The 25,418-nt window shown below is 53.3% G+C and carries 21 protein-coding genes; 13 read left to right on the top strand and 8 right to left on the bottom strand.

The features are described from left to right. The first annotated feature begins 3 nt into the window (after nucleotides 1–3). From Q399_RS0113855 to Q399_RS0113845, 3 genes are all read left to right on the top strand, one after another. Nucleotides 4–621, top strand: coding sequence for a redoxin domain-containing protein (locus Q399_RS0113855; protein ID WP_031569402.1), 618 nt, complete (start codon nucleotides 4–6; stop codon nucleotides 619–621). 127 nt (nucleotides 622–748) lie between these two features. After that, nucleotides 749–1,582, top strand: coding sequence for a transporter substrate-binding domain-containing protein (locus Q399_RS0113850; protein WP_031569400.1), 834 nt, complete (start codon nucleotides 749–751; stop codon nucleotides 1,580–1,582). Nucleotides 1,583–1,751: 169 nt separating this feature from the next. Then, a complete protein-coding gene (locus tag Q399_RS0113845) occupies nucleotides 1,752–2,621 on the top strand; it encodes a hypothetical protein (RefSeq protein ID WP_031569398.1) in 870 nt (289 codons plus the stop codon). A 21-nt stretch (nucleotides 2,622–2,642) separates the two neighbouring features. Here Q399_RS0113845 and Q399_RS0113840 read toward each other — a convergent pair whose 3' ends face one another. Continuing rightward, a complete protein-coding gene (locus tag Q399_RS0113840) occupies nucleotides 2,643–3,863 on the bottom strand; it encodes a S8 family peptidase (RefSeq protein ID WP_051685996.1) in 1,221 nt (406 codons plus the stop codon). Between the two features lie 339 nt (nucleotides 3,864–4,202). Between Q399_RS0113840 and Q399_RS0113835 the strand changes: the two genes are divergently transcribed. Further along, on the top strand, nucleotides 4,203–6,491 hold the full coding sequence (locus tag Q399_RS0113835; protein WP_031569394.1) for a sensor domain-containing diguanylate cyclase: 2,289 nt from the start codon (nucleotides 4,203–4,205) through the stop codon (nucleotides 6,489–6,491). A gap of 55 nt (nucleotides 6,492–6,546) precedes the next feature. Here Q399_RS0113835 and Q399_RS0113830 read toward each other — a convergent pair whose 3' ends face one another. The 4 genes from Q399_RS0113830 to Q399_RS22145 all read right to left on the bottom strand — a co-directional run bounded on the left by Q399_RS0113830 (nucleotide 6,547) and on the right by Q399_RS22145 (nucleotide 12,022). Next, entirely contained in the window at nucleotides 6,547–7,440 is an 894-nt protein-coding gene (locus tag Q399_RS0113830) for a dienelactone hydrolase family protein (RefSeq protein WP_031569392.1), read from the bottom strand. Between the two features lie 124 nt (nucleotides 7,441–7,564). Next, on the bottom strand, nucleotides 7,565–8,605 hold the full coding sequence (locus Q399_RS0113825) for a sulfate ABC transporter substrate-binding protein (protein WP_169739324.1): 1,041 nt from the start codon (nucleotides 8,603–8,605) through the stop codon (nucleotides 7,565–7,567). A gap of 94 nt (nucleotides 8,606–8,699) precedes the next feature. Continuing rightward, nucleotides 8,700–11,147 carry a TonB-dependent receptor gene (locus Q399_RS0113820; protein ID WP_084164336.1) on the bottom strand — a complete coding sequence of 816 codons (2,448 nt, stop codon included), beginning with the start codon at nucleotides 11,145–11,147 and terminating at the stop codon, nucleotides 8,700–8,702. A gap of 530 nt (nucleotides 11,148–11,677) precedes the next feature. Beyond that, entirely contained in the window at nucleotides 11,678–12,022 is a 345-nt protein-coding gene (locus Q399_RS22145) for a hypothetical protein (protein WP_157836312.1), read from the bottom strand. 379 nt (nucleotides 12,023–12,401) lie between these two features. Between Q399_RS22145 and Q399_RS21940 the strand changes: the two genes are divergently transcribed. Together Q399_RS21940 and Q399_RS0113805 are read left to right on the top strand one after the other, a co-directional pair. Then, entirely contained in the window at nucleotides 12,402–12,572 is a 171-nt protein-coding gene (locus Q399_RS21940; protein WP_084164334.1) for a YezD family protein, read from the top strand. An 82-nt stretch (nucleotides 12,573–12,654) separates the two neighbouring features. Next, nucleotides 12,655–13,689: a LacI family DNA-binding transcriptional regulator gene (locus Q399_RS0113805; protein ID WP_031569384.1), complete on the top strand. Its 1,035-nt coding sequence runs from the start codon at nucleotides 12,655–12,657 to the stop codon at nucleotides 13,687–13,689. A gap of 14 nt (nucleotides 13,690–13,703) precedes the next feature. Here the strand turns inward: Q399_RS0113805 and Q399_RS0113800 are convergent, their stop codons facing one another. Then, the gene (locus Q399_RS0113800) at nucleotides 13,704–14,249 is read right to left on the bottom strand and encodes a hydrolase (RefSeq protein ID WP_031569382.1); all 546 of its coding nucleotides are present in this window, start codon (nucleotides 14,247–14,249) and stop codon (nucleotides 13,704–13,706) included. 90 nt (nucleotides 14,250–14,339) lie between these two features. On the opposite strand from Q399_RS0113800, the gene Q399_RS0113795 reads away from it, so the two are divergent. From Q399_RS0113795 to Q399_RS0113775, 5 genes are all read left to right on the top strand, one after another. Then, nucleotides 14,340–14,753 carry a cupin domain-containing protein gene (locus tag Q399_RS0113795; RefSeq protein WP_051685995.1) on the top strand — a complete coding sequence of 138 codons (414 nt, stop codon included), beginning with the start codon at nucleotides 14,340–14,342 and terminating at the stop codon, nucleotides 14,751–14,753. A 127-nt stretch (nucleotides 14,754–14,880) separates the two neighbouring features. Continuing rightward, entirely contained in the window at nucleotides 14,881–15,855 is a 975-nt protein-coding gene (locus tag Q399_RS0113790) for an MBL fold metallo-hydrolase (RefSeq protein ID WP_031569378.1), read from the top strand. Between the two features lie 180 nt (nucleotides 15,856–16,035). Continuing rightward, nucleotides 16,036–17,292, top strand: a complete 1,257-nt coding sequence (locus Q399_RS0113785) for an MFS transporter (protein WP_211253335.1) — start codon at nucleotides 16,036–16,038, stop codon at nucleotides 17,290–17,292. Between the two features lie 527 nt (nucleotides 17,293–17,819). Further along, the gene (locus Q399_RS0113780) at nucleotides 17,820–18,410 is read left to right on the top strand and encodes a LemA family protein (RefSeq protein ID WP_031569373.1); all 591 of its coding nucleotides are present in this window, start codon (nucleotides 17,820–17,822) and stop codon (nucleotides 18,408–18,410) included. Nucleotides 18,411–18,426: 16 nt separating this feature from the next. Beyond that, nucleotides 18,427–20,400 carry a M48 family metallopeptidase gene (locus Q399_RS0113775; protein ID WP_051685994.1) on the top strand — a complete coding sequence of 658 codons (1,974 nt, stop codon included), beginning with the start codon at nucleotides 18,427–18,429 and terminating at the stop codon, nucleotides 20,398–20,400. A 189-nt stretch (nucleotides 20,401–20,589) separates the two neighbouring features. On the opposite strand, the gene Q399_RS0113765 is transcribed toward Q399_RS0113775, so the two are convergent. Both Q399_RS0113765 and Q399_RS0113760 read right to left on the bottom strand, forming a co-directional pair. Further along, nucleotides 20,590–21,192, bottom strand: coding sequence for an HvfX family Cu-binding RiPP maturation protein (locus Q399_RS0113765; protein ID WP_031569368.1), 603 nt, complete (start codon nucleotides 21,190–21,192; stop codon nucleotides 20,590–20,592). An 80-nt stretch (nucleotides 21,193–21,272) separates the two neighbouring features. Further along, the gene (locus Q399_RS0113760) at nucleotides 21,273–23,450 is read right to left on the bottom strand and encodes a TonB-dependent siderophore receptor (protein WP_051685993.1); all 2,178 of its coding nucleotides are present in this window, start codon (nucleotides 23,448–23,450) and stop codon (nucleotides 21,273–21,275) included. 270 nt (nucleotides 23,451–23,720) lie between these two features. On the opposite strand from Q399_RS0113760, the gene Q399_RS0113755 reads away from it, so the two are divergent. Both Q399_RS0113755 and Q399_RS0113750 read left to right on the top strand, forming a co-directional pair. After that, the gene (locus Q399_RS0113755; RefSeq protein WP_084164330.1) at nucleotides 23,721–24,932 is read left to right on the top strand and encodes a PepSY-associated TM helix domain-containing protein; all 1,212 of its coding nucleotides are present in this window, start codon (nucleotides 23,721–23,723) and stop codon (nucleotides 24,930–24,932) included. Further along, nucleotides 24,929–25,384, top strand: a complete 456-nt coding sequence (locus Q399_RS0113750) for a hypothetical protein (protein ID WP_031569361.1) — start codon at nucleotides 24,929–24,931, stop codon at nucleotides 25,382–25,384. The genes Q399_RS0113755 and Q399_RS0113750 overlap by 4 nt, the downstream gene beginning before the upstream one ends. The last annotated feature ends 34 nt before the right edge of the window (nucleotides 25,385–25,418 follow it).

The following is a 25,418-nucleotide window of genomic DNA, read 5'->3' as shown; positions in this document are numbered from 1 at the left end:
CTTATGCTACATCGTATGTGGAAACTGGCGGCGGTGTCGCTGCTGAGCCTGGCAGCGGCCAGCTCACAGGCTGCTGCAGTCATTGGACAGCCTGCACCGGATTTCAGTGTCAGTAATGCCAATGGCAACCCCGTCACCCTGAGTAGTTTTAAGGGCAAAACGGTGGTGCTGGAATGGACCAATCATCTGTGTCCATATGTGCAGAAACATTATGACAAAAGCGGCAATATCCCGGCGCTGCAACAGGCCGCTACAGCAGATGGCGTGGTCTGGCTGCAGCTGATTTCATCAGCACCTGGCAAGCAGGGGCATGTCGACGGCGCGACAGCGTTGCAGCTAAACCGGGACCGCAAAGCAGTACCCACCGAGGTATTGCTGGACGAAAGTGGTCAGGTCGGTAAGTTGTATGATGCCCAGACTACGCCACATCTGTTTTTGGTTAATGCTGACGGCGTGCTGGTATACAAAGGTGGCATCGACAGTATCAAATCCAGCAAAGCGGAAGATATCGCGAAGGCGCAGCCCTATCTGAAAGACGCGCTGGCTGCCGTCAAAGCAGGCCAGCAAGTGGTGAATGCAGCCACCGCACCTTATGGTTGTTCGATTAAATATGCCGGGTAAATTCCTGATGCTGTTGTAGCCGGTGTCGGCGATCACCGCCGCACCGGCATGTTTTCAGGCAGCCGGTTTGACACCGCAATCCTGCAAGGTACACTGCGAAGTTGCAGCATAAATTGAGGAGCAACAGGTGCGCAATTGGATAGCAGGCCTCTGTATTTTCTCTTGTGCATGCGCTGCTGGTGATGACCTGTTGTTGCTGTCAGCATTGCCGTTAGAGTTATTTAAAAGCAGAGAATCTGCCTATCAGCCGGTTGCCATGGTGCAGCAGGTTCTGAAGTATTATCCTGCCCCTTATACAATAGAAGCCGTGAACCTGAATCGTGCTTTTGCGGAGTTGCAAAGCCGGACCGGAAGTTGTGTGGTTGGTGTGCGGAAAACTCCGCAGCGCATGCAAGATTTTTTGTTTAGTCAGCCTTACATCATTGCCCCTGATATTCGTCTGCTGGTCAAAGCAGATTCCGTCTGGGCGCGTCGACTCCAAAGATTGCAGGACCCGACGGGGTTGCTGAGTCTGCAGCAGATTTTAAGCCTCAAATCGCCACCGGCCTTGGTAACAGAGGAGGGGCGGGCTTATGGTCACGCCATAGATGCGCTGCTCAGCGAACATAAACGCCATCATGCGATGTACCTCAAAACAACGAAAGTGTCGCGTTTTGGTGAAACTTTACCGATGCTCAGTAAAGGCTTTGTCGATGTTGCGCTGGAATATCCGGTCGTTGTGCCGCCAGAGGCCGGTGGGACTTTGCAGAGTTTCCGCCTCAAAGAAGCTGATCCTTTTGCCCTGGCCTATTTTGCCTGTAAGCGGGATGCCGCTACTGCTGAATTTTTACAGCAGCTCAATAACGCCATTTTGGCATTTCGCAGTAAACCTGAATTCCGAACGATGTTAGTTGAACCATTTCCACAGCAGGAAAGGGTGCAAGTTTGGCAGCATTGGTTAAAGCTGACCTCAGAAGAATAATGGTTGGTCGCGCGCGATCCATGAATGCGGCTGGGTAGTAAATTTGTTTTTTTCGGAACATCAAATGGATAGCTTTGCTTTAGCGTGAACTGGCAGAACGGCCGTTTGACTCTGATGTGAAGGGTCCTACACTGCATAAACCTCTGAGCCTGCTGACAAGGAATTGGTTATGCGTGCGATGAAGTTTTTTCTTGCCCTGTTCATCATGATGCCGTTGCATGCCGCGGAGTTATTACTATTGTCGATGAACCCTGCGGCGGATTATCTGGACGAATACAATAGCTATCAGCCGGTGAAAATGGTCCGGCACGTATTACAGTTTTATACCGAACCCTTCCATATTGAAACGGTCAGTCTGAACCGCGCTTTTACTGAACTGCGTAAAACGCCGGGTGCTTGCACGCCGGTCGTGCGCAAATCGGCTGCCCGTCTGCATCATTATCTGTTTAGTCAGGCTTTTATTATCGCGCCGGATATCCGGCTATTAGTGAAAAATGATTCTCCCTGGGTGAAGCGGTTACACCGGATGGAGGATGCTGCGGGTCGTATCAGCCTCGAGCGTCTGCTGATTTTGCCAAATCCACCGGTTTTGGTGACGGAAGATGGCCGTTTGTATGGAGACAAAATTGACCAGCTGCTGGCCTTTCACCGTGCCGCTGATTCTATTTATGTGCGAACCGCCAAAGCATCTAAATATGGTGATTTATTGCCGATGCTGCTCAAAGATTTTGTCGACATGACACTCGAATTTGCCCTGGCGTTGCCGGAAGAAGAGCGCGCAAAGTTCACTGAATTCCGCTTGGCTGAAGCGCCTGATTACTCGCTGGCCTATTTTGCCTGTGGTCAGGATGCCAAAAGTATTCAGGTGTTGAAGCTGCTGGATCAGGCAATTATGCGGTTCCGCGAGACGCCGGAATTCAGAGAGCTGTTAACTGCTCCGTTTCCTGCAGCGGAAAAAGAGCAGGTCTGGCAGGCCTGGTTGCAGTTAAATGCGCAGCCTGACCCACCCCCCTTGCCGGAAGAGGAATCGCTTTTCTAACAATATTGCCAGAGGTTATCTTCAGTCAGGCGCATCACAACCCGGCATCAGGGCTGCAAAAGCGGCCTGAAAGTTGATTTCGCCAAATGTCAGTGTTTTGCGGGTCGCAGTGTCTTGTAATACCTGACTAATCTGCTGATGATTGCACTGCGGGTAATAGCTCCAGAGCAACGCTGCCATTGAGGTCACCTGTGCCGCTGCTATCGAAGTACCAGAGCGATGCCGATACGTCCCGTCAGGCCAGGTGGACTGAATGCCTACGCCCGGAGCTGCGATATCGATGGTCCTGTGCGTTGGCGAGAAAGCAGCAGGCTCCCCTTGTGCATCCGTCGCAGTGACTGACAGCACGACAGGATAAGAAGCCGGAAAAAACTTCGTATCATCGCCACTATTGCCTGCTGCGGCAATGAGGAGCAGGCCGGCTGTTGCACTGCTGTTTACTGCTTGTGCTTCGGCGACAGAATAGCCGGGGCCACCCAAACTCAAATTGGCCAGCTGGGCGCCGGCGGCCTGACATTGACGAAGTGCCGCAATCAGCTCTGACGCATAAATCCAGTTCTGGTTATGCCGGAATACTTTGATGATATGCAGGCTGAGCAGCCCCAGGCGGCCGCGGCCTGATGGGCGTTGTGCCAAACCGGCGATGATGCCGGCGACGTGGGTGCCGTGGCCTTGTTCATCCCGATCCCATGAATCGGCGGCAATATTGTCGTTGTCAGCAATCCCTTCGCCGGAGACTGCCGTACTGTGCAGATCTTCATGCTGCAGTGCGTAGCCACTGTCGATGACACAGACCTTTCTCGGGCTTTGCAAAGTGGCTGGAACGAGTACCGGTTGTAGCGCCGGTGCTGCGGTGTGTTGCCGTGGATCGACCGCGGTGTTCAGCATATAGCGCAGCGGGTCCGGTTCAACCAGAGCGACTTGCGGTTGGCGCCTGATGTCCTGAAGCTGTTGCGTGCTCAGCTGCACACTGAAGAGCTGGAGCTCAGGGATCATGATCAGCGGCTCCAGCCGGTTTACTCGGGCAAATTGCTGCAGTGCCCACCGGCGGCCGGTGCGTTCTGATGAGACCGCAACTCCCCCTGTCTGCGCCGGCGCTGTGTTTTCTTGCCGCAATAACACGATATAACGCTCAGTCGATGTGGCTGCCTGAGTGAGGGGCGTTGTGGTGAATAACAAACCCAGGAGCAGACAAATTCGTCGCTTGGCGCAGGGCAGGGCTAGCGGTGCGGTGAATAGCATGGCGTGTTTCCAGAGATTGCAGAATGCCGGGTAAAACAGCAGTCGCGTAGCCCTGACGCTTGATAAGCCGCCGATAAATGTTTGATAAAATCTGACGCAGATGTTGAGATTCGCTGAGCAGTGCATGACGGATGCAAGGTGTGCGGGCTGTAAACTCTGCTTTCAGGCATCTGACCAGTGAACGAGAGTTTCCCCCTCATGGCAAAGCTGTTGCGGAATTCACGACTAAATTTTGCTTTTCGACTGGTAACTCCAGTGGTGGCTGCTAATTTTGCCTGAAGCGAACGGGAAATTACTGTGGCAAGTCCGCACAATCAGGGTAGATGTTGAGACTGATGTATGAATGAAATGACGCGCTTAGAGACTATTGCCGAATATTCGCTGCAGGTCGCTGACGAAGACCCGAGCCTGAATCAGTTGCTGGCAGCACTGGCGCAATTGTTCGATGCCCCTATTGCACTGGTCAGTCTGATTGGCGCGGATTTCCAATTTTTTAAAGCCCGCTATGGCCTCGGGGCAGACCGGACCCGACTGGAAGATGCTTTTTGTGCCCATGTCGTGGCACAGGACGCGCCAATGGTGGTGGAGGATGCCAGCAGCCACGCTGAATTTCAGCACAACCCGCTGGTTACCGGTGCGCCGCATATCCGCTTTTATGCCGGCGTGCCGCTGCAACTGAATAATGTCCCGGTCGGTGCCGTGTGTGTTATCGACCAGGTGCCACGCAGTATCAGCGTGCAGCAGCTGGCATTGCTGGAAAAAGTCAGTGCACACGTCTCTCACTACCTGACACTCTGGCATCAGCATAAACAGCTGGCACAGGAACAGCGTTTACTCGAGCAATCGCCGGCGGTGCTGATGCAATGGCGCAATCTGCATGGGCTGACGCTGACGCATGTCTCCGGCAATATCGATACTTTATTTGACTTGCCGGCTGAAGCGCTGCGGCAGAAACAAGCGGTATTTGAAGACTTTATCGTCCCGGCCAGCCTCAATGATTTTAATTTTCTGCTAAGTAATCACCAAAGTGGCGTTGCAGCCGCAGAGGCGCATTTTCAGATCAAATCGCCCAGTCACAAGCTGTTTTGGGTCAAGCTGATTTCCCGTGCCTTTTTCAGCAGCGACGGCCGGCTTGATGCTATTCACGCCATGTTGGTCGATCACACGGCCAATCGTTACACAGAAGCCAAGCTGACTGAAACTAATCAACAGATGCGCCTATTGCTGGATGCCTCCGGTCTTGGCACCTGGGACTGGAACCTGCAGTTGGACAGCAGCAAAGTGAACCGGCGTTGGTGCGAAATGCTGGGGCTGGACTATGAGTTGTTTGACAGTAGCAGTTTGTTTTGGCGTCAGTTAATACATCCGGCAGATATGGCCGCGCTGGATGCAGAGTTACAGCGTCATCTGAGCGGGCAGACGCCGGTGTTTAATACGGTTTACCGGATGAAGCATCAGGACGGTCATTGGGTCTGGATTGAGACTTACGGCAAAGTGGTGGAGCGGGACAGCCAGCAGCAGCCGGTGCGCCTTGCCGGCACTCACCGCGACATCACAGTGAAAAAAGAAATGGCGCTGCTGGAAACCAAACAGCGCCAACTGCTGAGTTTTATCAATAAAGCCCAGGCGATGTATCTTCGTAGCGGCAACTTGTCTGAAGCCTGTCGCGCAGTGCTGGCGGAGCTGACTGAGATAGCGGACAGCCAGTTTGCTTTTATTGGTCAGATGCGCCTGAATAACGAAAAAAATAGCCTTTTTATTCATGCGATCACCGAGATTTCCTGGAATGAGCGCAGCAGTCAGCTGGTCGAGTTATATCAGCAGGGGCAACTGTACTTTGACAGCTTCGATAACTTGTTTGGCAAAGTGATCACCAGCCAGACGCTGGTCATCAGTAACGAACCGGCCAGTCACCCGGCATCAAAAGGCACGCCGGCCGGCCACCCGAAAATCTTCCGGTTTCTGGGGCTGCCCATCATGCTCAAGGATGGCTTGGTGGGGATGATAGGCCTTGCGAATAAATTGTCTGACTACACGCCGGCAGATGCGGCATTTTTACAGCCGCTCTGTGACGCGCTGGCCGGTTTGTTTTATGCAGTTGAGCAGGAACAGGCGCGGGTGCATGCCGAAGAGCAGCTGAAGAATCTGGCGATGACAGACCCTTTAACCGGCATCCCGAACCGGCGCGCTTTTATCGAACATTGTGCCCGCTTAAAAAACAGCCCCACCGGTTATGTGCTGGCGATCCTCGACATCGACAATTTCAAAAGGGTCAACGACACATACGGCCATGCGGTCGGCGATGAGGTGATCAAGCTGATAGGCCGCAAACTCCAGCACTGTCTGCGTTCAGACGACTATGGTGCCCGTCTTGGGGGGGAAGAGTTTGCATTGCTGATCGAGCATACCGAAATTGATATGGTGCATTTGCTGTTGGATAATCTGCGTCTGGAGATCAGTGCTGAAGTGGTACATACCGCTGACGCAGATGTATCCGTCACTGCTAGTATCGGCGCACGCTATGTGCCAGCCGGAGAAGTGGAAGATTTGCACTTACAAATGGCCGACGCCGATGTGGCATTGTATAAAGCCAAAGAAAATGGTCGCGATTGCCTGATGTGGTTTTAAGACCGCACCGGACAGACGATGCGGTCACCAAAAGCTTCTGCGTAAAAGCGGGTTATCAGGTTTTCAGCTGCTGTTGAAAAAACGCCACTGTCCGTTGCCAGGCCAGTTCCGCCGCGGCTTTGTCGTAGCGCGGTGTGGTGTCGTTGTGAAAGCCGTGTTGGGTGTCCGGATAGGTAAAGCTTTGCGCGGTTTTACCGGCGGCTTTTAACGCGTCGTCATAGGCTTTGGCACCGGCGTTGACGCGTTCGTCATTGCTGGCGTAATGAAAGAGTAGCGGTGCTTTGATCCGGGCGACTTTTTCAAGGTCCCCTTGCCGGCCATAAAACGGTACTGCAGCGGCTAGGGTCGGTACTTCAGTGGCGAGGAAGTTGGCGATGCCACCACCGTAACAGAAACCGACCACGCCGACTTTGCCGTTGCCGCCTGCAAGTTTTTGCAGATACGCCACACTTTCAATGAAATCCTGCCGTGTTTTGGTCTGATCCAGCTTGCCAAATAACTCACGGGCTTTGTCTTCATCGCCCGGATAACCACCGAGCGTAAACAGTGCATCCGGTGCTAAGGCGATAAAACCAGCCTTCGCGAAGCGCCGCGCTATATCTTCAATATGCGGGTTTAAGCCGCGATTTTCATGCACCACCAGCACAACCGGCAGTGGCCTGGTCGCTTTGGCTGGTTTCACCAGATAACCGCGCACTGTGCCATTGCCGTTTGGGCTTGGGAACTCGACAAAGCTGGCCGACAAGGTTTTGTCATCTGGTTTCACCTGTTGGCCGAGTGCGTAATTAGGTGTTAAAGCTTCCAGAATTGATAACGCCGTGACGCCGGCCACGGCAAACTTCGCAGTGCCGGTCAAAAACTCGCGCCGGCTGATATCTCCATGCACATAACGGTCGAACAAACGTAAGGTTTCCGGATGAAAATCTTTGGCGGTTTTACGCTCTGACATAAACTGGCTCCAGGTGCTTGGTCGGCAAAAAAGCCGCAGTCTGAACACTGCGGCAATGTATCGGTTTTATATACTGCGCCAGCACGGAAAATGTGCAAATGTTTTTGCCAATGCCAGTGAATTATCAGCGCTGATAAATCTGATCAAAGATACCGCCGTCGCCAAAATGCTCAGGCTGTACTTTGTCCCAGCCGCCGAAGCTGCCGATATCCACCAGCTTAATGGCCGGGAACTGCTTGGCATATTTGGCGGCAACTGCTGTATCGCGCGGGCGGTAATAGTGTTTGGCGGCAATTTCCTGGCCTTCAGCGCTGTACAGATATTGCAGATATTCTGTAGCGGCGGCTGTCGTGCCTTTGGCGTCGGTGTTCTTTTTCAACACGGCTACTGAGGGTTCGGCCAGTACCGACACTGATGGCACCACGATTTCTACTTTGTCCGGGCCTAACTCGTTGACCGCCAAAAAGGCTTCGTTTTCCCAGGACAACAACACGTCACCAATACCACGTTGCACAAAAGTGGTGGTTGAGCCGCGGGCGCCGGAATCCAGCACCGGTACATGGGTATAAAGTTGGCTGACGAAGGCTTTAGCGCCTTCCGCCGAGCCGGTGTTTTGCTGTGCCCAGGCCCAGGCCGCTAAGTAATTCCAGCGCGCGCCACCTGAGGTTTTTGGATTCGGCGTGATGACTTCAACGCCGTCTGTGACCAAATCGCCCCAGTCTTTGATGTTTTTCGGATTGCCTTTACGCACCAGAAATACGATGGTCGAGGTGTAAGGCGCACTGTTATGCGGCAGGGCAGTGACCCAGTTTTCCGGCAGCAATTTACCGATGCGGGCGATCGGGTTGATATCCCCAGCCAGCGCCAGCGTGGCGACGTCGGCTTTCAGGCCATCGATAATAGCGCGTGACTGACTGCCAGAGCCGCCGTGCGATTGCTCGATTTTGACGGTATCGCCGGTTTTCGCCAGATAATGTTTGGCAAAGGCCTGGTTATAGTCGCGATACAGCTCGCGGGTCGGGTCGTACGACACATTCAGTAATGTGATCTCTTTGGCTTGCGCCTGGCCGGCAACGGCCAGACTGGTCAGCGCCAGTGAGGCGAAAACTGTGCCCAGGGCCAGAACTAGCGTAGCCATGTTGTGTGGTATACGGGACTTGCTCATGTGTTGCTCCAGTGGAACCTGCGTTCCTTATTTCAGTATGTAGGCCCGGTGTTTTGGCGCCGGGCCCCTTTTTTAAATCCGCTTAAAAATCAGTTTAAAATTCTGCTTTGACGCGCAGACCGATATTGCGTGGGTCGCCGACATGGCCATACACAGCTCCGGAGTTACCGGCCTGAATACTGAGGAAGCTTAAATAGTCTTCGTTAAAGGCGTTGCGGGCATAAATCGATACGTCTGTGCCGTTATCGGTTCTGAAACCCAGCCGCAGGTTGACCAGTGTCGAGGCTTCCACCACCAGGTATTTCGACACCGACGCATCTGAGTTCCAGTCTGAGCGGTAGCTCAGATCTGTTGCGCTGTACCATTCACCAGCCACACCGCTGACAGTGCCGCCCCAGCTGTATTCAGTGCCGAGTGAACCGGCGTTTTTCGACACGCCCGGTAAATCACGCCCGGACAAATCAAAGGCGGCAGTACCGGATGCCAGCTCTTCCAGTGGCGGTGGGCCATTGCGGAACGAATCGTATTGGCCGTCGGTGTAGGCGTAAGTCGCGTACACAGACCAGCTGTCGGTTAGCTGCGCGCGGCTGTCAAATTCAAAACCGCGCACACTGACTTTTTCGATATTGGCGAGATAACCGCGCAGCGCCCCAGGGCCGGCATCGACCACGTTTGCCTGATAGTCGGTGACCTGGGTGTCATAAATCGCGAAGTTGGTGGTGAGGCGCCGCTCCAGCCATTGGGACTTGAGCCCCAACTCGACTGTGGTGGATTTTTCCGGCTGTACTGTGGCGCTGACCAGCGACGGGTTACCGGCGGCGTCGGTTGGAATACCAGCCGCATTGATACCGCCTGATTTATACCCGCGGGCCCAGTTCAGATACACCAGCTGGTCGTCGCTTAAGTCATACGCCAGATTGAGCTGACCGGTTGGGCTTGAGTCAGAGAACTCGGCATAATATTTCTGGTTACGGGCAATACCGCGTTTGGCGGTTATGAGCGCTGCGTCTGTGGTGGCCAGGCCACCGCTGGCGACTTGCGTGAAATCACCGGTTTTTTCTTCTTTGGTATACCGCACACCCGGCGTGACGCGGAAATCCTCTGTGACATGCCAGGTTGCCTGCGCGTAAGCGGCGTAAGAATCGGTGCTGGAGTACACGTCGGTATTGGAGGTGTAACCATCAATCAGGTTTGACGGGATACTAATTCCACCTGGCAGGGCCGCGCCAATTAACCAGCGCGCACCGTCTTTGCCCCATTGTTCAGTGCCGTGGGTTTCCACGTTCTGACCAAAGGCGTATAAACCGGCCACCCAATCCAGTTCGCCGCTGCCATTAGAGCTGAGGCGGAACTCCTGGCTCCACTGGTCTTGTGCCGACGGGTTATTTGATTTGGTGCGAATGGCTAAACCGGTGTAATCGCGGTCATTTTGTGGTGTCCAGTCCCAGGCGCGCAGCGCACTAATGGACGTAAAGCTGTAATCACCTAAATCCCAGTCGACTTTGGCGCTGGTGCCTTTGAGGATTTGCCGCGCCTGCAGCGGCGAGTTGACATCAACCAGCCGGTCGTAAGGGTTTTCGCTGGCTGGTTTGTAATTGAGCGCCGCCGCTAAAGCCGGGAATTGTGACGCTGCCGAGCGTTTGGTCGCGCCGTAACGCACAAATACCTGGGTATTGGCATTCGGGTTCTGATACGCATAATCGGCAGATAATTTAATTTTTAAGTCTGGCGCCGCTTCAATCAGCAGCTGTCCACGCAATGCCTGGCTATTGGTATCATTTTGTTTGGCGCCTGTCGTCACGTTATACACAGTACCGTCGCGCCGCGTGCTGGATACGGCCAGCCGGCCTGCGACTTTTTCGCTCAGGCCTCCGGAGATTATGGCTTTGCCCTGGGTATAACCATCTTCGCCCAAGGTCACTTCGGCTTTGCCTTCCGGTGTAAAAGTCGGCGCTGCAGTACTCAGGTTCAGTGCACCGGCCGTGGTGTTTTTACCAAACAAGGTGCCTTGTGGGCCGCGTAATACTTCAACCCGCTCGATATCCAGCAGGTCAACGACCGCCGAACCTGGCCGGGCGTAATAGACTTCATCGACATAAAAACCAACACCGGATTCGAGACCATCATTGGTCAAGCCAATTACGCTGCCAAGGCCACGAATGGTCACCGCGGTATTACGCGGGTTCGATGAAATCAGCTGAATTGATGGCTGTAAACGCGTCAGCTGTTCAGTGGAATAAGTACCGGTTTTATCTAAATCCTGCGCCGTCAGCACGGAAATCGCGATAGGTACGTCCTGCACGTTTTCCACCCGTTTACGGGCGGTGACGGTAATAACTTCTAAATTGGCATCTTCTGCAGCAGCGGCGGCTGCAATTGCCAGTGGCGCTGCTGCCTCTGTTGCCAGCACGGGGCTGCTACCGAAAATGGCCAGGCTAACCGCAGCTGCCAGAGGGCTTAAAGCACGGAAGCGGCGGGTTGGGAACTGCAGCGCTTTACTTTTCACGCCGTAATATTGGTTTAAATCAGATTGCACTGACATGGGATACTCCGTTGGTCATCAGTCGTTTCGTCGTTCAGTTATCACTGAGCAACTTCCGGTGGTCCGGTCAGTGCAGTGCTTGAGGTTTTTTCATTTGGACGTCTGTACATCTCCAAATGGGCTGAGTCGGATGTTAGGTGGGTTTTTAATAATTAAAAAGAACAAAAATTTGATTAGATATATTGTTTTGGAATATTTGCGCTGGCGCGGCTTTTGCCCTGCGGGCTGCTTTACTCTAGTAATCGTTATTTCCTTTTCGGTGAGACCGTTTAGCAGAGAAATCACCTAACGGTGAGTTCCTTTCTTTTATGAATGGCTGTGCCATTCACCCTCCGGGCCAGCTAAAGCTGTTCAATCGGACGTTGTCCGATTGTGTCTTGCCAAAAGAAAGGAACCGAAAGAAAAGGCGCACCCGGTTCCGCTCGAAAGCCCGTCTGAAAAGTCGCCGTCCAAGGCGAAAATGTAACTCGCACGGCGCTAGCGTCGCCGTGCTCAGACACCCATTTTCTTAAAACCTTGGCCAACGATTTTCAGCCGGCTCGCTCCAACGGGCAGCTGGCCTCAGTAGTTGGCTTTGCTTTTAATTCTCTTCCGCTAAAAACAGCGACAACTAAGAAAACCAAATCCCCCGTTGGAGCGAGCCGATGAAAATCAGCGGTTTGAGGTCTTAAGCTGGGGAGTGTTTGAGTGCGGCGACGGTAGCGCCGCGCGAGTTGCCCCAGCGCCTCAAACTGTTGATTTTCAGCGGGCTTTCGAGCGGAACCGGGGTCGGTTTTTCTTTGGTTACTTTCTTTTGCTGAAACAAAAGAAAGTGACTCACCGACAGGTGAATTCTTTGCTAGACGGTCTTGCGGCAGCAGGAAAAAATGATTCATACATCGGACACCGCCGCCCGCAGGGCAAAAAAAGCCTGCAAAAATGCAGGCTTAAAAACAACAGGGACAAGGATAGACTTGCAGATTCATCCTGAGGGCAAGCCACTGTGATCCTTCACAATGGTTCGAACATCACACACACCGACAGGGCAATGTCGTTGCGTTGATTGCAATCTAAATAGATCGTAAAAGAATTACAATAAAAATATATATTCCATAAATGTATAACATATTTTCGGCACAAGACCCGCAAAAGGTGTTACCGAAGTTGTATCTCTAATTCATTTATGGAATATAAAAACAATTATTTAGTATTTATGGTTATCCATCCAGCTCTGCTTTAATGGCGAAATCTACAGAGACACGCCATGGAGCGATGATGAAAGATTGGCAACAGAACCAGCCGCCGGAGCGGCAGCAGCTGGTGGCAGATTTACTGAAACAGCTGGAACAACTGATTGGCCGGGTCGAATTTGGCAAAGTCGAGCTGGTGTTTCATCAGGGCCGGCTGGTGCAACTGGAAAAAACTGAAAAGCTACGGGTCGATTAAGCGCGAATCATCCTGGCCTGTTGTCCTTCACCGCCAAAGTTGTGTATAACGGGGAATAGCATAACCAATACCCCCAACAGTTATGGCCAAACCAACACAAACGTTAAAAACCGTCGCCCAGCAACTTGGTGTATCGACGGCCACGATTTCAAACGCCTTCAGCCGGCCTGACCAACTATCTGCACAACTGCGCGAAAAAATCCTCAGTGCCTGTGCCGAGCTCGGTTATCAGGGGCCAAACAAAGCGGCACAATCACTTCGAAAAGGCAGTTCCGGCATTATTGCGGTGATTTTATCCGACTCACTGGAATACATGGTTAGTGACCCGGTCGCCAGCCAGTTTATCCGTGGCGTGGCCAATGCGCTGGAGCAACACAAACGCCACTTGTTGTTATTTTCGGGCAGTGCACCAAGTCTGGATGCCATCGTCGATTTTGTCGACGGCTTTATCTGCTACGGCGCGCCGCGCAACACCGATTTAATTTCACAACTTGAAAAGACCCGCAAACGGGTGCTGACAGTGGACTGTGATTTAACCGACCGGCCTTCGGTCAATATCGATAACGAACAGGCGGCTTATGAAGTCGCCCGTCAGGTGCTGAGCAACAATTCGAGCGTCGCGGTACTGGGCCTTCGGTTGATTGACGCTGAAGACACCCGGCCGGTAGGCGACAGCCCACTCTGGGATAATCAAAGCTCGATTGCGCATCGCCGGCTGGACGGTTATCAACGCGCGCTCAGTGAAGTCGGCCAAACTCTGGCGCCGGAACGCATCTGGCACATTCCGGCCAGTAACCAGCAACAAGCCGCGTTGGCCGCACGGGCTGCTTTGGCGCTGAATCCAAGACCAGACACTTTGCTGTGTATGAGTGACCTGATTGCATTAAGCGCGATGCGCGAGGTACTGCAGGCCGGCCTGCGCATTCCGGAAGATGTGCAGGTCGTCGGGTTTGACGGTATTGAAGAGGGTCAACGTTACCATCCGACGCTCAGCACCGTATGGCAACACAGCGACCAGAAAGGCATCGCCGCGGTGGAAGCCTTTATCCGCGGCGAAGACGGCCGGATTTTATTGCCTTATGAAGTCCGTGCCGGCGAGAGCTGCCGATCCCGCTGAAAACCAGACAGAGATCAGCGCAGCCAGCCTTGACTAATCTGGCGAAACTGCGCTGTGCCGGCCCGCTGTAACCATTCAAAAGCCACCATTTCCCGGCTGACAATCACGACCCCGGCCTGCTGTAACCGGCCAAGCGCCAGCTGTTTATCACTGTCACGGCGCGAGCCGCAGGCTTCGGCCACTACAAACACCTGATAACCAGCGCTGATTAAATCCAGCGCTGTTTGCAGCACACAAACATGGGTTTCTGTGCCACACAGCACGATTTGGCGGCGGCCGGAATCGGCCAGAGCCGCCTGAATATGAGGCTCTTGCGCGGCGCTGAAATGGATTTTCTCCAGAATTTCTTCACTTTTCAGTAGCGTCAGCAAAGACGGTACTGTCACGCCAAGGCCTTGTGGATATTGCTCGGTCGCCAGCACCGGCACCGCCAGTTCGCGCGACACTTCCAGCAGCCAGCGGCAGTGTTGTTCTACCTCGGCATTATTGTGAATGGCCGGTGCCAGTTTACTTTGCAGGTCTATCAGCAGTAACAGGCTGTTTTCAGCGGTCAATAGCATATCAATCTCCCGATTTTGCGCTGCAGATTACTATGCCATGAACTGCTGCTACATTGCATACAAAGCACAACAAAGCTTAAGGAGCAGGAAATGACTACATCTGCGGATCAACCGCTGAACCTGAAAGACTTCGCAGTGGTGCTGGATGCCCGGCAGCAAATTCATGTGCTATCCGCCGGGCCAGACTTATACCCACAGCTGGCCGCGCAATTTGGTACTTTTGATGGTGCTGTGTTGTTGTCGGAATATACCTTTAGCGAAAACTGGGTTTGCTTTGAAGTGCATCCGGCCGGTGATGAAGTGCTGTATTTGCTAGCCGGCCGTTGTGAATTGTTGCTCGAACAACAAGGTCAGTTGCAGCGTATCCCTTTTGACGCGCCAGGGCAGGTGCAGGTCATCCCCAAAGGTTGTTGGCACAGCGCAGATATCATCCCGGGAGAAAGCTGCCGTATTTTGTTTTTCACACCGGGTGCTGGGTCCAAACACCGGCCGCGCAACAACTGAACTGCATCATTCAGGTGATCTGGAAGTGACGCGACAAGGCTGAATTAGTTTTAACTGAAGCTCATCAAATAGCCGGTTTTTCTGATCTACACTGTCCCTGATGCCACTTCAGCGCAAGGGAATACAGATGCAAAGACAATACAAACTCTGGCTGTTGGTGATTTGTTGCTTTTGTGGCGGTGCCTGGGCTGAAGGTCAGCCACCTCTGGCTCAGACGGTAAAGGTGACTACATTATCGACCATGCTGGCCAATGACGGGCTTGGGGAATGGGGTTATGCCGCGCTGGTGGAAGTGGATGGCAAACGGATTTTGTTTGATACCGGTGCCCGCCCAGATGTGGTGTTACAAAACGCAAAAGAGCTTGGCGTTGATCTGTCGACGGTTGAAGATGTGGTGATCTCACATTTTCACGGCGACCACACCGGTGGATTGCTGACGCTACGCCGCGCGATGTCAGCTACTAATCCAAAAGCATTGTCCCGCTTACACGTTGGGGCAGGTGTCACGCAGCCGCGTTTTAATTTACAGCGCCAGCAGCGCAATAGTTTCATTGATGTCGCAAGCGCATTCCGGGCAACTGGCGGCCAGATCACAGAGCATGCTGGACCTGTGCAAATCCTGCCGGGAGTTTGGTTTAGCGGCCCGGTTGAACGCAAGTACGATGAAAGTAACTGGAACCCTGGTCTGCTGGTACAGCGTGATGGCAAATATGTCGCCGATAATGTGGCAGAGGACAGCTCGTTGTTTATCCCAACCAAAGAGGGGACCATCATCGTCACCGGCTGTGGCCATGCCGGCATTATGAATATCGCCGATGCGGCCAAACAGGTAACGAAATCTGCCAGTCTGCTGGCGGTGATCGGTGGGATCCATTTATACGGCAAACCAGATCCGGTTTTAGTGCGCACAGCAGCGCATCTGAAGGGGCTGCGCTATCTGGTAGGCGGCCATTGCACCGGTATCGAAGCGTTATTCCGGTTGCGTGAATTGCTTGGCCTGAGCCGCAACACCGCTGTCGTTGAAACAGTGGGTTCCAGTTTTAGTCTGAGCTCTGGTATTACAGCGGGCGATATTGCCGGCTGGGTCGGCCCCGATAGCTGAAAGCCGACAGACAAAAAAATTTCATTTTTCTGTCGCAGTAATATTGATTCTTAAACGTTTAAGATGTATACCTTGGCACTATTGTTGGTCGAAGTATCAACAGACCGCCGGAATCCCTGCAACGTATTTGAGTTGGACTGCAGTGCTCTGGTTTTCGCAGCGCGGACGGACGAGGCAGCCATGATGAAAATTGAACCCCTACAGTATGGACTGACTGAGCAGCAAACTCAGCAGCGTCAGCTGAATCAGGTCAAGTGGATGACTTGCCTGATGTTTTTTGTTTTTGCCATGACCACAGACGCGGTCGGCGTCATTATTCCCAAAGTCGTACAGCAGTTTAATTTAAGCCTGACTGAAGCCGCCGCCTTTCATTATGTGCCGATGGTATTGATTGGGCTGTCCGGTTTATTGCTGGGCCGGCTGGCAGATTCGATAGGCCGTAAAACCGTGATTATGGCGGGCCTGGCGGTTTATACCCTGGCATGTATTGCCTTTGCTTTTGGCGAGACATTTTTGTTTTATTTAGGTTTATTAGGCGTGTCTGGCCTGGCGATTGGTTTGTTCAAAACCGGTGCTCTGGCGCTGATTGGCGATATCAGCCCGGACAATCAGCAGCACACCCGGCTGATGAATCGGGTCGAAGGTTTTTTTGGTTTAGGCGCTATTGTCGGGCCTTTATTAGTCACGTTATTGATCAGCTACGAGTTGGATTGGACGCAGCTGTATCTGCTGGCCGGGCTGATTTGTGGTTTGTTACTGGCTTTGGCGGCGATGCTGCAGTATCCGGATTACGAACCGGCCGCGCAGGAAGCAGATTTATGGCAAAGCCTGAAGCTGGTGCGTGATCCTTACGCGCTTGGTTTTTCGATTGCCATCGCCTGCTACGTCGCTGTCGAAGTGGCGGTGTTTGTCTGGTTGCCGACGTTGCTGCAAAGTTATCAGGGCGAATATCAGTATCTGGCATTACATGCCATCACCATCTTTTTTGTGCTGCGCACTGTGGGGCGTTTTCTCGCTGAGTGGATCTTAAGCAAACTGGAGTGGAGCCTGGTACTGGCATTGTTCAGCAGTGCGATTCTGGTTTGTTATGTCGCCAGTATGCTGGGTGGCGTCGATGTTGCGGTCTGGCTAATGCCATTGTCCGGGCTTTTTATGTCGATGATGTACCCGACCATTAATTCCAAAGGCATCAGTTGTTTCCCGCGCGCTCAGCACGGTGCTGTCGCCGGGTTGCTGTTGGCGTTTACTGCGCTCGCCGCCGCCGTTGGCCCTTTGTTGATGGGCATCGTCGGCGACTTTTTTGGTGAAGTGCGCTACGGCTTTTACCTGGCGACTGGTGTCGCCGGCGCCTTATGTCTGCTGATGTGGCTCAATACTTTATTTAAACCTGCAGCAGCCCGGCTGGCAGCGCAGGATCATTCCACGATTTCCCATTGATGTAAGCACTGCAGGCACTAGGGCGTGTTGATGTTTGGTGGTTAAGTTTTGTTCGAGTTGGTGGCGTTTTGGGCGCGAAACGAGGCGCGTGGCATAGTCATTCTATGTGAGCAACGAGTGACAAAGCCCAAAGCGCCACCAAACGAACCCGCAGGGCAGCGTTTGGCAGCTCTTTCTGCTGCGTTAGTGCTCGTTTGTGTAGAATAACTACACTGCTCTCGCACTGCCTTGCATAAAAAGCTGCTAAACTGCTGCAAAAACAAACACCAAACATCAACACGCCCTAGCCTGTCTTCCCTGTTACGGCGGCCATTGGTCGCCGTTTTTTTATGTCCATGGAAGGACGGTACGCCGACAATGCAGGAGCAATTGTCGGTGAGGTATGTCCAACACGTAGCAAGATTAGCTTAAAAGTCTGTTGTGATAATTATTCCGCCGATCTATTGCATGCCCGACAGCTTTGCGCGACAGTGGTTAAAATTTAGGTGCTGTTTGTCTTTGCTAGTCAGTGAAATCAAGGAGTTAAGATGACCGGAATTATTCTGCTGGTACTGCTCGGCGTATTAGTGTTTGTCGTGATTGGCGTGTATAACCGCTTGGTGACGCTGAAAAACCGCTGGCAAAATGCCTTTGCGCAAATCGAAGTGCAATTAAAACGCCGTTATGACCTGATCCCTAATCTGGTGGAAACCGCCAAAGGTTATATGGCGCATGAACGCGAAACATTAGAGGCAGTGATTGCGGCGCGTAACAGCGCTGTGTCTGGCCTGGCAGCCGCTGCGGCGTCTCCTGCAGATGGTGCAGCTGTACAGGCGCTGGCTGGCGCTGAAAATGCGGTGCAGCAGGCTATGAGCCGTTTCAGTGTGGTGATGGAAGCCTACCCGGATTTAAAAGCCAATCAAAATATGCTGCAACTGAGTGAAGAGCTCAGCAGCACCGAAAACCGCGTCGCCTTTGCCCGTCAGGCCTTTAATGACGCGGTGATGGACTACAACAGTTACAAACAAAGCTTCCCGGCTGTGGTGTTTGCTGGCAGTTTTGGCCATGCCAAAGACGCCACTTTGCTGGAATTTGCCGACAGCGCCGCCATTCAGGCCGCCCCTGTAATTAAATTCTGAGGCCACGCCGGTGGCGATGAACTTCTTTGAAGCGCAGCAACAGGCCCGCAGCCGCACCCGGCTGCTGGTGTTGTTGTTTTCGCTGGCAGTCTTGCTGCTGGTGGCGTTGACCGACTTCGTGGTGCTGATAGCTTTGGCATTTCTGCAGGCGGATCAGGTCGACACCAACGCCACCCCGCAATTTCCCTGGGGTTATCTGGCAGTCAGTAGCCTGGCTGTGGTCTCGGTGATTGGTGCCGTGGTGCTGTTTCGCCTTGCACAATTAAAAAAAGGCGGCAAAGTCGTGGCCGAAGCGCTGGGCGGGCGGCGACTGAAAAGTGACGAAACCGACCCCAAAGTGCGGGTGCTACAAAATGTGGTCAGTGAAATGGCCATCGCCGCAGGTGTGCCGGCACCGCCGCTGTATGTGCTGGCAGATCAGAGTATCAATGCCTTTGCCGCCGGTTTTTCGCCAGCTGATGCGGTGATTGGCGTCACCGAAGGCACGTTAAATCTGCTTAGTCGCGATGAATTACAAGGCGTGATCGCACATGAATTCAGTCATATTCTGAACGGCGATATGCGGCTTAATCTGCGCCTGCTGGCGCTTTTGCATGGCATTCTATTTATTAGCGAAGCCGGGCAGCAACTGCTGCAGGTGCGCAGTAGCGGCCGCGACCGTAACGGTGGCATTCTGGTGGTGTTTGGTGTCGGCCTCAGTTTTATCATCATCGGCTACATCGGTGTGTTATTCGGCCAGCTGATTAAAGCTGCGGTGAGCCGGCAACGGGAATTTCTGGCCGACGCCAGTGCTGTGCAGTTTACCCGTAATCCGGCCGGTATTGGTGGCGCGTTAAAACGGATTGCCGCACTGCAGCAGGGTGGGCGGGTGAAACATCCGCAGGCCAGTGAAATGAGCCATCTATTTTTTGCCGACGCCTTGTCGCGCTGGCAAATGGGGTTTATCGGTGGCTGGTTTGCTACCCATCCGCCGCTGACGGAGCGGATTAAACGGATAGAACCACACTGGATTGGCGGCCTGCCGGATGCAGCAACAGCGGCCACGCCGGCCGGTTCTGTTGCAGAAACGCCGGTTTCAAAACCTTTAGAGCAGCGCATGGCGCTATTACAGGCTGCTTTGCTGGCAACTCAGGCCGGAACTCCAACGACTGATAACCAAATTGCCGGAGCGACAGCTGCTGTATTGCCAGGCGCGCCAGATTCGTTACTGGCGCAAGACCTCACTGTGCAGCGTCGCCAGTTGCAGGCTGAATTCGATAATTTGCCTCCGGCGGTTCGCCATGCCAGTCAACATGAAGTGCCGGCGCAGGCATTGCTGTGTTGTTGTCTGATGCGTGAACAGGATTTGCCACGTCAGCTGAAATTAGTGCAGGGCCTCGGGATGCCGTGTCTACTCAGTGAAGTCGACCGGCTGTTTGATGTGGTACAGCCGCTGCAGGCGTTAACGCGGCTGACATTGCTACAACAACTGGTGCCAACACTGAAGCAGCTGAGTCAAAGCCGCTTTACGCATTTACAACAGCTGTGCCGTGCGCTGATTGACCTCGATGGCCGCTGCGATACTTTTGAAGCGCTGGTCTGGTTATGGCTTGAACATGTGATTGCGGCAGAATTTGAGCCGGCGGCGCAAACCAGAGCCAGACATGGCCGGCTGACGCAAGTATTGCCGACGTTGTTGCCGTTGCTGCATTGGGTCAGTCAACAAGCTGCTGATGAGGCCATGCAACAACACAGCTGGCAGGCCGGTTTGCAGGCGTTGGAACTGGACCCGGCGACCATCAATCAACCGCAGTCACAACCGCTTGGCAGTCTGCAGCTGCTGCCACTGATTAACAGCACGCCGATGCTGAAACAACAAATCTGGCTGGCACTACGAGCAGCTGTCGCTGCCGATGGCCAGTTATTGTTGGACGAACTGCTGGTGCTGCAGGGAGTGGCGTTATTACTCGAGATCCCAATCGACAGCGCTCCGGCCGCCAGTGGGTTTTAATTCCGCCGGATAACCCTGGTCGTACGGCAAGCATTGCGCCACCGTACCAGCCACGACAGATTTCAAATCAATGATTTTAACGAAGCGGAGCCACCAGTGGCTGCACCTGCGGTAACGGCCGACTCTAATTGTGAATTGATGATTTTCATCGTGGCCTCCCTGGCAGATCTGGCTTGATGGCTTAAGCCATCAAGCCAACTTACCCCGCGCCAAATAATAATCCACACTCAAATACCGGCCGCCGCCAAACCACAGCAGACACAGCAACATGACAAAATAAGTAGCGGCGAACTCGATACCGTTATTCAGTACCACCAGATTGCCACTTTCAGTCAGCCAGTCGTAGTTGCCGTGTTCCTGCAGTAACTCACGCGCGCGTTGCAGTTTCTCCGGCGCGGCCAGAACACGTTCTGAATGGAACAGGGTGCCATCAGCCAGCCAGCTCGACGCATCGCTTATCGCCAGCCAGCCGTTTTTGGCGTGCACAGTCAGCATCGCAACCAACATGGTCACTGCCAGCAAAAAGGCCGCGAGGCGGGTCAATAAACCGAATAATAACAACAGGCTACCGCCTATCTCGGCGCCAATCGCTAAACCAGCCAGTAATGTCGGCAGCGGCAGGCCCAGGCCATATTCCATGTCACCAAACCAGGCTACAGTGTCTTCAAAATGCAGGTATTTGTTCCAGCCGGCCTGCAACAGCACCGGGGTTAAATAGAGACGTAACAACAATAACGGCAAGCCTTCGGTATGGCGCAGGCCAGCCAGTAAGCGGGAATACCAGGTAAACATAAGCAGGTCTCGGTGAGGGGGTTGTCCTCACAGAGACCGTGCTGCCGGGGCTTTTCTTTCAGCACCCGGCGTAAGTCAAATCAGAACTGATAACTGACGCTTAAGCTGTAATTGGCCGGAGCACCGTAATAGGCCTGCGCCCAATACAGGCTGTTCAGATAGGTTTTGTCAGTCACGTTATTGGCATTGGCCTGAATTTGCCATTGGCCGTTGATGTCATAACTGGCCATCAGGCCAAGCAAGCCGTAGGCTTTTTGCGTGGTGACAATATCCTGACCGGCATTGGCATACACGGCGGCCACTGTGCCTTGTTTGCGTGAAATCTCCGATTGCCAGCGATAATTCAGGCCAACACGGGCACCCGGTAGTTGCGGCAGCTGATACACGGCAGCAAATTTTGCGACACGCTCAGGTGTATAGCCTTTGACTAAATCGTCTCCATCGATGTCGATGCTGGTCAAAGAGCCACTTAACTGCAGCTGTTCGGTCAGGCTACCGGCCAGTTCCAGCTCAAAGCCTTTGCTGTTAATGCCATCGGCAGTGCGGTACACCTGATACAAGCCTTGCACCGGATCTGACACGGTTTTATCGAATACCGCCAGATTTTGCTGTTCGATATCAAAAGCGGCGAATGACAGCAGTGCTTTGTCATCAAATAGGTTGGCTTTGACGCCAAGCTCCAGCGCTTTGCCATCGACAGCCGGCAATAACTGACGATTTTCGTCGCGTTCTTTTTGTGGCTGGAAAATGGCCGTGTGGCTGGCGTACAGGCTAACCTGCGGCGTCAGTTCATACACGGCGCCGATATAAGGCACCACGCCGTCATCGGCCATGGTCTGGTCGACACTATAAGCAGTACCAGCCACTTCGGCGTCAATCCAGCGCGCGCCGGTTATGAGTTTCAGGCTGTCGGCTAAATCCCAGCGCACTACGCTGTACAGCGCTTTTTGGTCGGCGTCGACGGCGCTGCCGTTCTGGCCGTCTTTAAAGCTTGGTAGTGGCGTATTGCCATCCCAGCTGGTCAGTGCCGGCATCGCCGGGAAACCCAGGCCTGTGCTGAAATCATACAAAGAGATATCAGTGTATTCGCGGTCGGCGATATTAAGGCCAGTAACTAATTCGTGCTGACGGCCACCGAGGCTGAATTTGCCTTGCAAATACAAGTCGCCAAACTGAGTGTTTTCGTCTTTGCCATAGAAACTGCCATAACCAGTGCTGCCTAAGCCGGTTTTTGGGTCAATGCCGTTTGGTGCGCTGACATAAACATAAAACAAGTCACCGGCTTCTTCGACTTTCATCAGCTGGTATGAAGTGACGAGCTTCCAGTCGGCATTGATCTGATGCGCCAGTTCGACAAATGAGCGGTTGTCTTTGACCTGCCAATAGGACCAGTTGGCGGATGTACTGGCCGAGCGGTCATAGTCAATACGGCTGCCGTCGCCATAATGCAGCGTCAAAGCACCCCACATCCCGCCGTTGCCCTGACTGTCCTGTGTGCTGTGGCCAAAAGTCAGTTGGGTGTTGTCGCCAAGTGCTGCGCTCGCCACCACATAGCCGACGGTTTTGTCGTGGTTGTAGCGGTCAAGGTATGAATCTTTGTCTTCTTTTACCAAGACAGCGCGGGCATTCAGGCCTTCAGTTAACGCGCCCTGGACATCGCCCTCGAGACGGGTATTGGCCCAGGAACCGTAGCTCGCCTTGACGTTGGCGGCGAAATCCGCGCCAGGACGTTTGCGAACCATATTGACCGTGGCAGAGGGATTACCAACGCCGGACATTAAACCGTTGGCGCCGCGGATAATTTCGATGCGCTGATAAAGTGCAGTGTCTAAATCACCTTCAATACCGCCGCCAGTGAACGGCAGTCCCAGGCCATCAACCTGGAAGTTGGTGATATCAAAACCGCGGGCGTTGTAATAGGTGCGGTCGGTTTCAATGCGTTCCACATTGACGCCGGTGGCCTGATCCAGCGCAAGGTTGATGTTGGTCAGGCCAAAATCCTGCAGTTGTTCGGCTGACAAAATGCTGATGGCCTGCGGCGTGTCTTTCAGTGCCAGATCAAGTTTAGTGGCACTGCTGTTCTGATTCACCAGATAACCCTGAGTCCGGCTGCCGGTGACTTCAATCCGTTCGACACTGCTGTCGTCAGCCGCGAATGCGGACTGGCTAAACAATGCTGCAGCAATGGCCAGCGTCAGAACTGAAGGAGATGTGATCACGGCGGTGTGTTGAGACTTGATATCAGCAGACTTTGACATGTGGAAGACCTATGTTAACTACGCAAATAAGAATTATTATCACATGAGATTTTGCTAAATTCGACTGTTTATTTTTTGACATGTAGTTAAGTTGTTGTTTTTAATAGTTATTAAGTTGGCCTATTTGCAAATCTTAACGCGAATAGTTCTCAGATCTGTTTGAGGTGCATTAAAATATCAGGTACATTGCAGTTTTTTCGCGGTTGTTGTCTTGTTTAAAGTTGCAGCCGTGAAGCTGACGCACCACAGATAAGCTGCAGGTAGGGGTCGATGAAAATCTCGCAAAAATTTTGGTTTCAGTTGCATGGCTGGTGCTCTTTACCAGTCTGGCTGATTTTTACTGCGGTCTGCCTGACCGGCACTATTGCGGTATTAAGCCATGAGCTGACCTGGCTGTTTAACGAAAATGCCCGGGCTTATAACCCGCAGAACCTGCCGGCAAAACCACTGGCCGAGTTAGTCGCTGCTGTGCAGCAGGCCGAACCGACTGCAGCTGTTACCTCCGTGATGGTGCTGGAGCCTTATCTGGTCACCGCAGTCCTGTTCACCACTGAAACCATGCCGGCGGCTATTGCTTATGTGAACCCCTACACCGGCGTGGTGCAGGAGATTAATCCGGGCATTAACTTCATCAGTTTTATGCGCAGCTTGCACGGCTGGTTATTGTTTCCCTGGCAGCACAGTTACAGCGTCGGTTATTACCTGGTCAGCGCCATGTCGCTGCTGATGTTGGGCGCTTTAATCACCGGCCTGATTATCTATAAACGTTTCTGGCAGTCTTTTACCGCACCAAAACTGCGGCTGCATCAGGGCAAAAAGACTGTGCTGGCGGACCTGCACCGGTTAGCGGGCGTCTGGTCGCTGTGGTTCTTACTGCTGATGTCACTGACCGGTTTGTGGTATTTGATCCAGGCGGTGCTGTGGCATAACGATGTCGAGTTTTATTATGAAGCGGAACAGCTCAGCAGCCTCTATGTGCCGGCGCCGGCCGCAGACGGCAAAGTGCCGGACATGATCCCGCTGGCACAGGCGGTCGCGCGGGCGCAGCAATTCCTGCCTGAATTACAACCAGCTTTTGTCATGATGCCGGAACATCCGCGCGATTATTACCGCATTTCGGGGTATGGCGATTCAGTGTGGTTTGATCAGTATTCCTATAACGTCTGGATTAACCCCTGGACCGGCGAAGTAGCCGACAGCCGGGTGCCGGCGCAAATGGGCGGGCTTGAAACGGTGATGTCAGTCGCTGACCCGCTGCATTACGGCACCATTGGCGGGCTCTGGACCAAGGTCATTTGGTTCGTGTTTGGCTTGTTGGTCAGTGGTATGGCTATCACCGGTTTTATGATTTGGGGCAGCAGGACCATTCGCGGCGCAGCTGGCCGGGAAGCACAGGCGCGGGTGGAACAGGCGATGACAGCCGCACTGCCAATTCAGACTTTATCTGGCGCAACCGACAACACCGCAGGAGCCAAGCAATGACACAGCCAAATGCACTGAAGCAGTTTTGGGGGCGACACAAATTTAAACTCAATGGCCTGGTGCTGATTCTGCCATTCTGGTTTTTGTATCAGTCGCTGAATGTGCAGTTCCCGCCGGCGTTGCCCAAAGCCCAGCTTGGGCCATACGAAGTCACAGCGATGCCGCTCAGTGAAGACGGCCCTTATGCCCATCATGGCGAATGGGTAAAAGATTATTACCTGCAGTGGTGTGCCGGTTGCGTTGAAAAAATTCGTCAGGGCTTTTTGTTGGTCAGCGAGCAGGAACCGGACCTCAAAAGCTTAAGCCGTGACCATAGCAGCCTGCTGCACGGCAACAAACATGGCCTGCACGTGCATGCGCGCACGCCGCAGCAACTCAAAGCCGGCGACAAACTGTGGCTCATTATCGAAGACTGGCAAGGCCGGGTTTATAGCCATCATTGGGTGCTATAACGGCTTGCACTTGAAGTTACTCTGCCGTTAACCT

This window comes from Rheinheimera texasensis DSM 17496, assembly GCF_000711985.1.
Taxonomy (GTDB): Bacteria; Pseudomonadota; Gammaproteobacteria; order Enterobacterales; family Alteromonadaceae; genus Pararheinheimera; species Pararheinheimera texasensis.
The sequence above is the reverse complement of the archived record's forward strand: the minus strand, read 5'-3'. Positions and strand labels throughout refer to the sequence as shown.

Excerpts from the sequence above, each read along its gene's own strand:
- Q399_RS0113855 (WP_031569402.1), top strand. The coding sequence starts at position 4 with ATGCTACATCGTATGTGGAAACTGGCGGCGGTGTCGCTGCTGAGCCTG.
- Q399_RS0113845 (WP_031569398.1), top strand. The coding sequence starts at position 1,752 with ATGCGTGCGATGAAGTTTTTTCTTGCCCTGTTCATCATGATGCCGTTG.
- Q399_RS0113840 (WP_051685996.1), bottom strand. The coding sequence starts at position 3,863 with ATGCTATTCACCGCACCGCTAGCCCTGCCCTGCGCCAAGCGACGAATT.
- Q399_RS0113835 (WP_031569394.1), top strand. The coding sequence starts at position 4,203 with ATGAATGAAATGACGCGCTTAGAGACTATTGCCGAATATTCGCTGCAG.
- Q399_RS0113830 (WP_031569392.1), bottom strand. The coding sequence starts at position 7,440 with ATGTCAGAGCGTAAAACCGCCAAAGATTTTCATCCGGAAACCTTACGT.
- Q399_RS0113825 (WP_169739324.1), bottom strand. The coding sequence starts at position 8,605 with ATGAGCAAGTCCCGTATACCACACAACATGGCTACGCTAGTTCTGGCC.
- Q399_RS0113820 (WP_084164336.1), bottom strand. The coding sequence starts at position 11,147 with ATGTCAGTGCAATCTGATTTAAACCAATATTACGGCGTGAAAAGTAAA.
- Q399_RS22145 (WP_157836312.1), bottom strand. The coding sequence starts at position 12,022 with ATGAATCATTTTTTCCTGCTGCCGCAAGACCGTCTAGCAAAGAATTCA.
- Q399_RS21940 (WP_084164334.1), top strand. The coding sequence starts at position 12,402 with ATGAAAGATTGGCAACAGAACCAGCCGCCGGAGCGGCAGCAGCTGGTG.
- Q399_RS0113805 (WP_031569384.1), top strand. The coding sequence starts at position 12,655 with ATGGCCAAACCAACACAAACGTTAAAAACCGTCGCCCAGCAACTTGGT.
- Q399_RS0113800 (WP_031569382.1), bottom strand. The coding sequence starts at position 14,249 with ATGCTATTGACCGCTGAAAACAGCCTGTTACTGCTGATAGACCTGCAA.
- Q399_RS0113795 (WP_051685995.1), top strand. The coding sequence starts at position 14,340 with ATGACTACATCTGCGGATCAACCGCTGAACCTGAAAGACTTCGCAGTG.
- Q399_RS0113790 (WP_031569378.1), top strand. The coding sequence starts at position 14,881 with ATGCAAAGACAATACAAACTCTGGCTGTTGGTGATTTGTTGCTTTTGT.
- Q399_RS0113785 (WP_211253335.1), top strand. The coding sequence starts at position 16,036 with ATGATGAAAATTGAACCCCTACAGTATGGACTGACTGAGCAGCAAACT.
- Q399_RS0113780 (WP_031569373.1), top strand. The coding sequence starts at position 17,820 with ATGACCGGAATTATTCTGCTGGTACTGCTCGGCGTATTAGTGTTTGTC.
- Q399_RS0113775 (WP_051685994.1), top strand. The coding sequence starts at position 18,427 with ATGAACTTCTTTGAAGCGCAGCAACAGGCCCGCAGCCGCACCCGGCTG.
- Q399_RS0113765 (WP_031569368.1), bottom strand. The coding sequence starts at position 21,192 with ATGTTTACCTGGTATTCCCGCTTACTGGCTGGCCTGCGCCATACCGAA.
- Q399_RS0113760 (WP_051685993.1), bottom strand. The coding sequence starts at position 23,450 with ATGTCAAAGTCTGCTGATATCAAGTCTCAACACACCGCCGTGATCACA.
- Q399_RS0113755 (WP_084164330.1), top strand. The coding sequence starts at position 23,721 with ATGAAAATCTCGCAAAAATTTTGGTTTCAGTTGCATGGCTGGTGCTCT.
- Q399_RS0113750 (WP_031569361.1), top strand. The coding sequence starts at position 24,929 with ATGACACAGCCAAATGCACTGAAGCAGTTTTGGGGGCGACACAAATTT.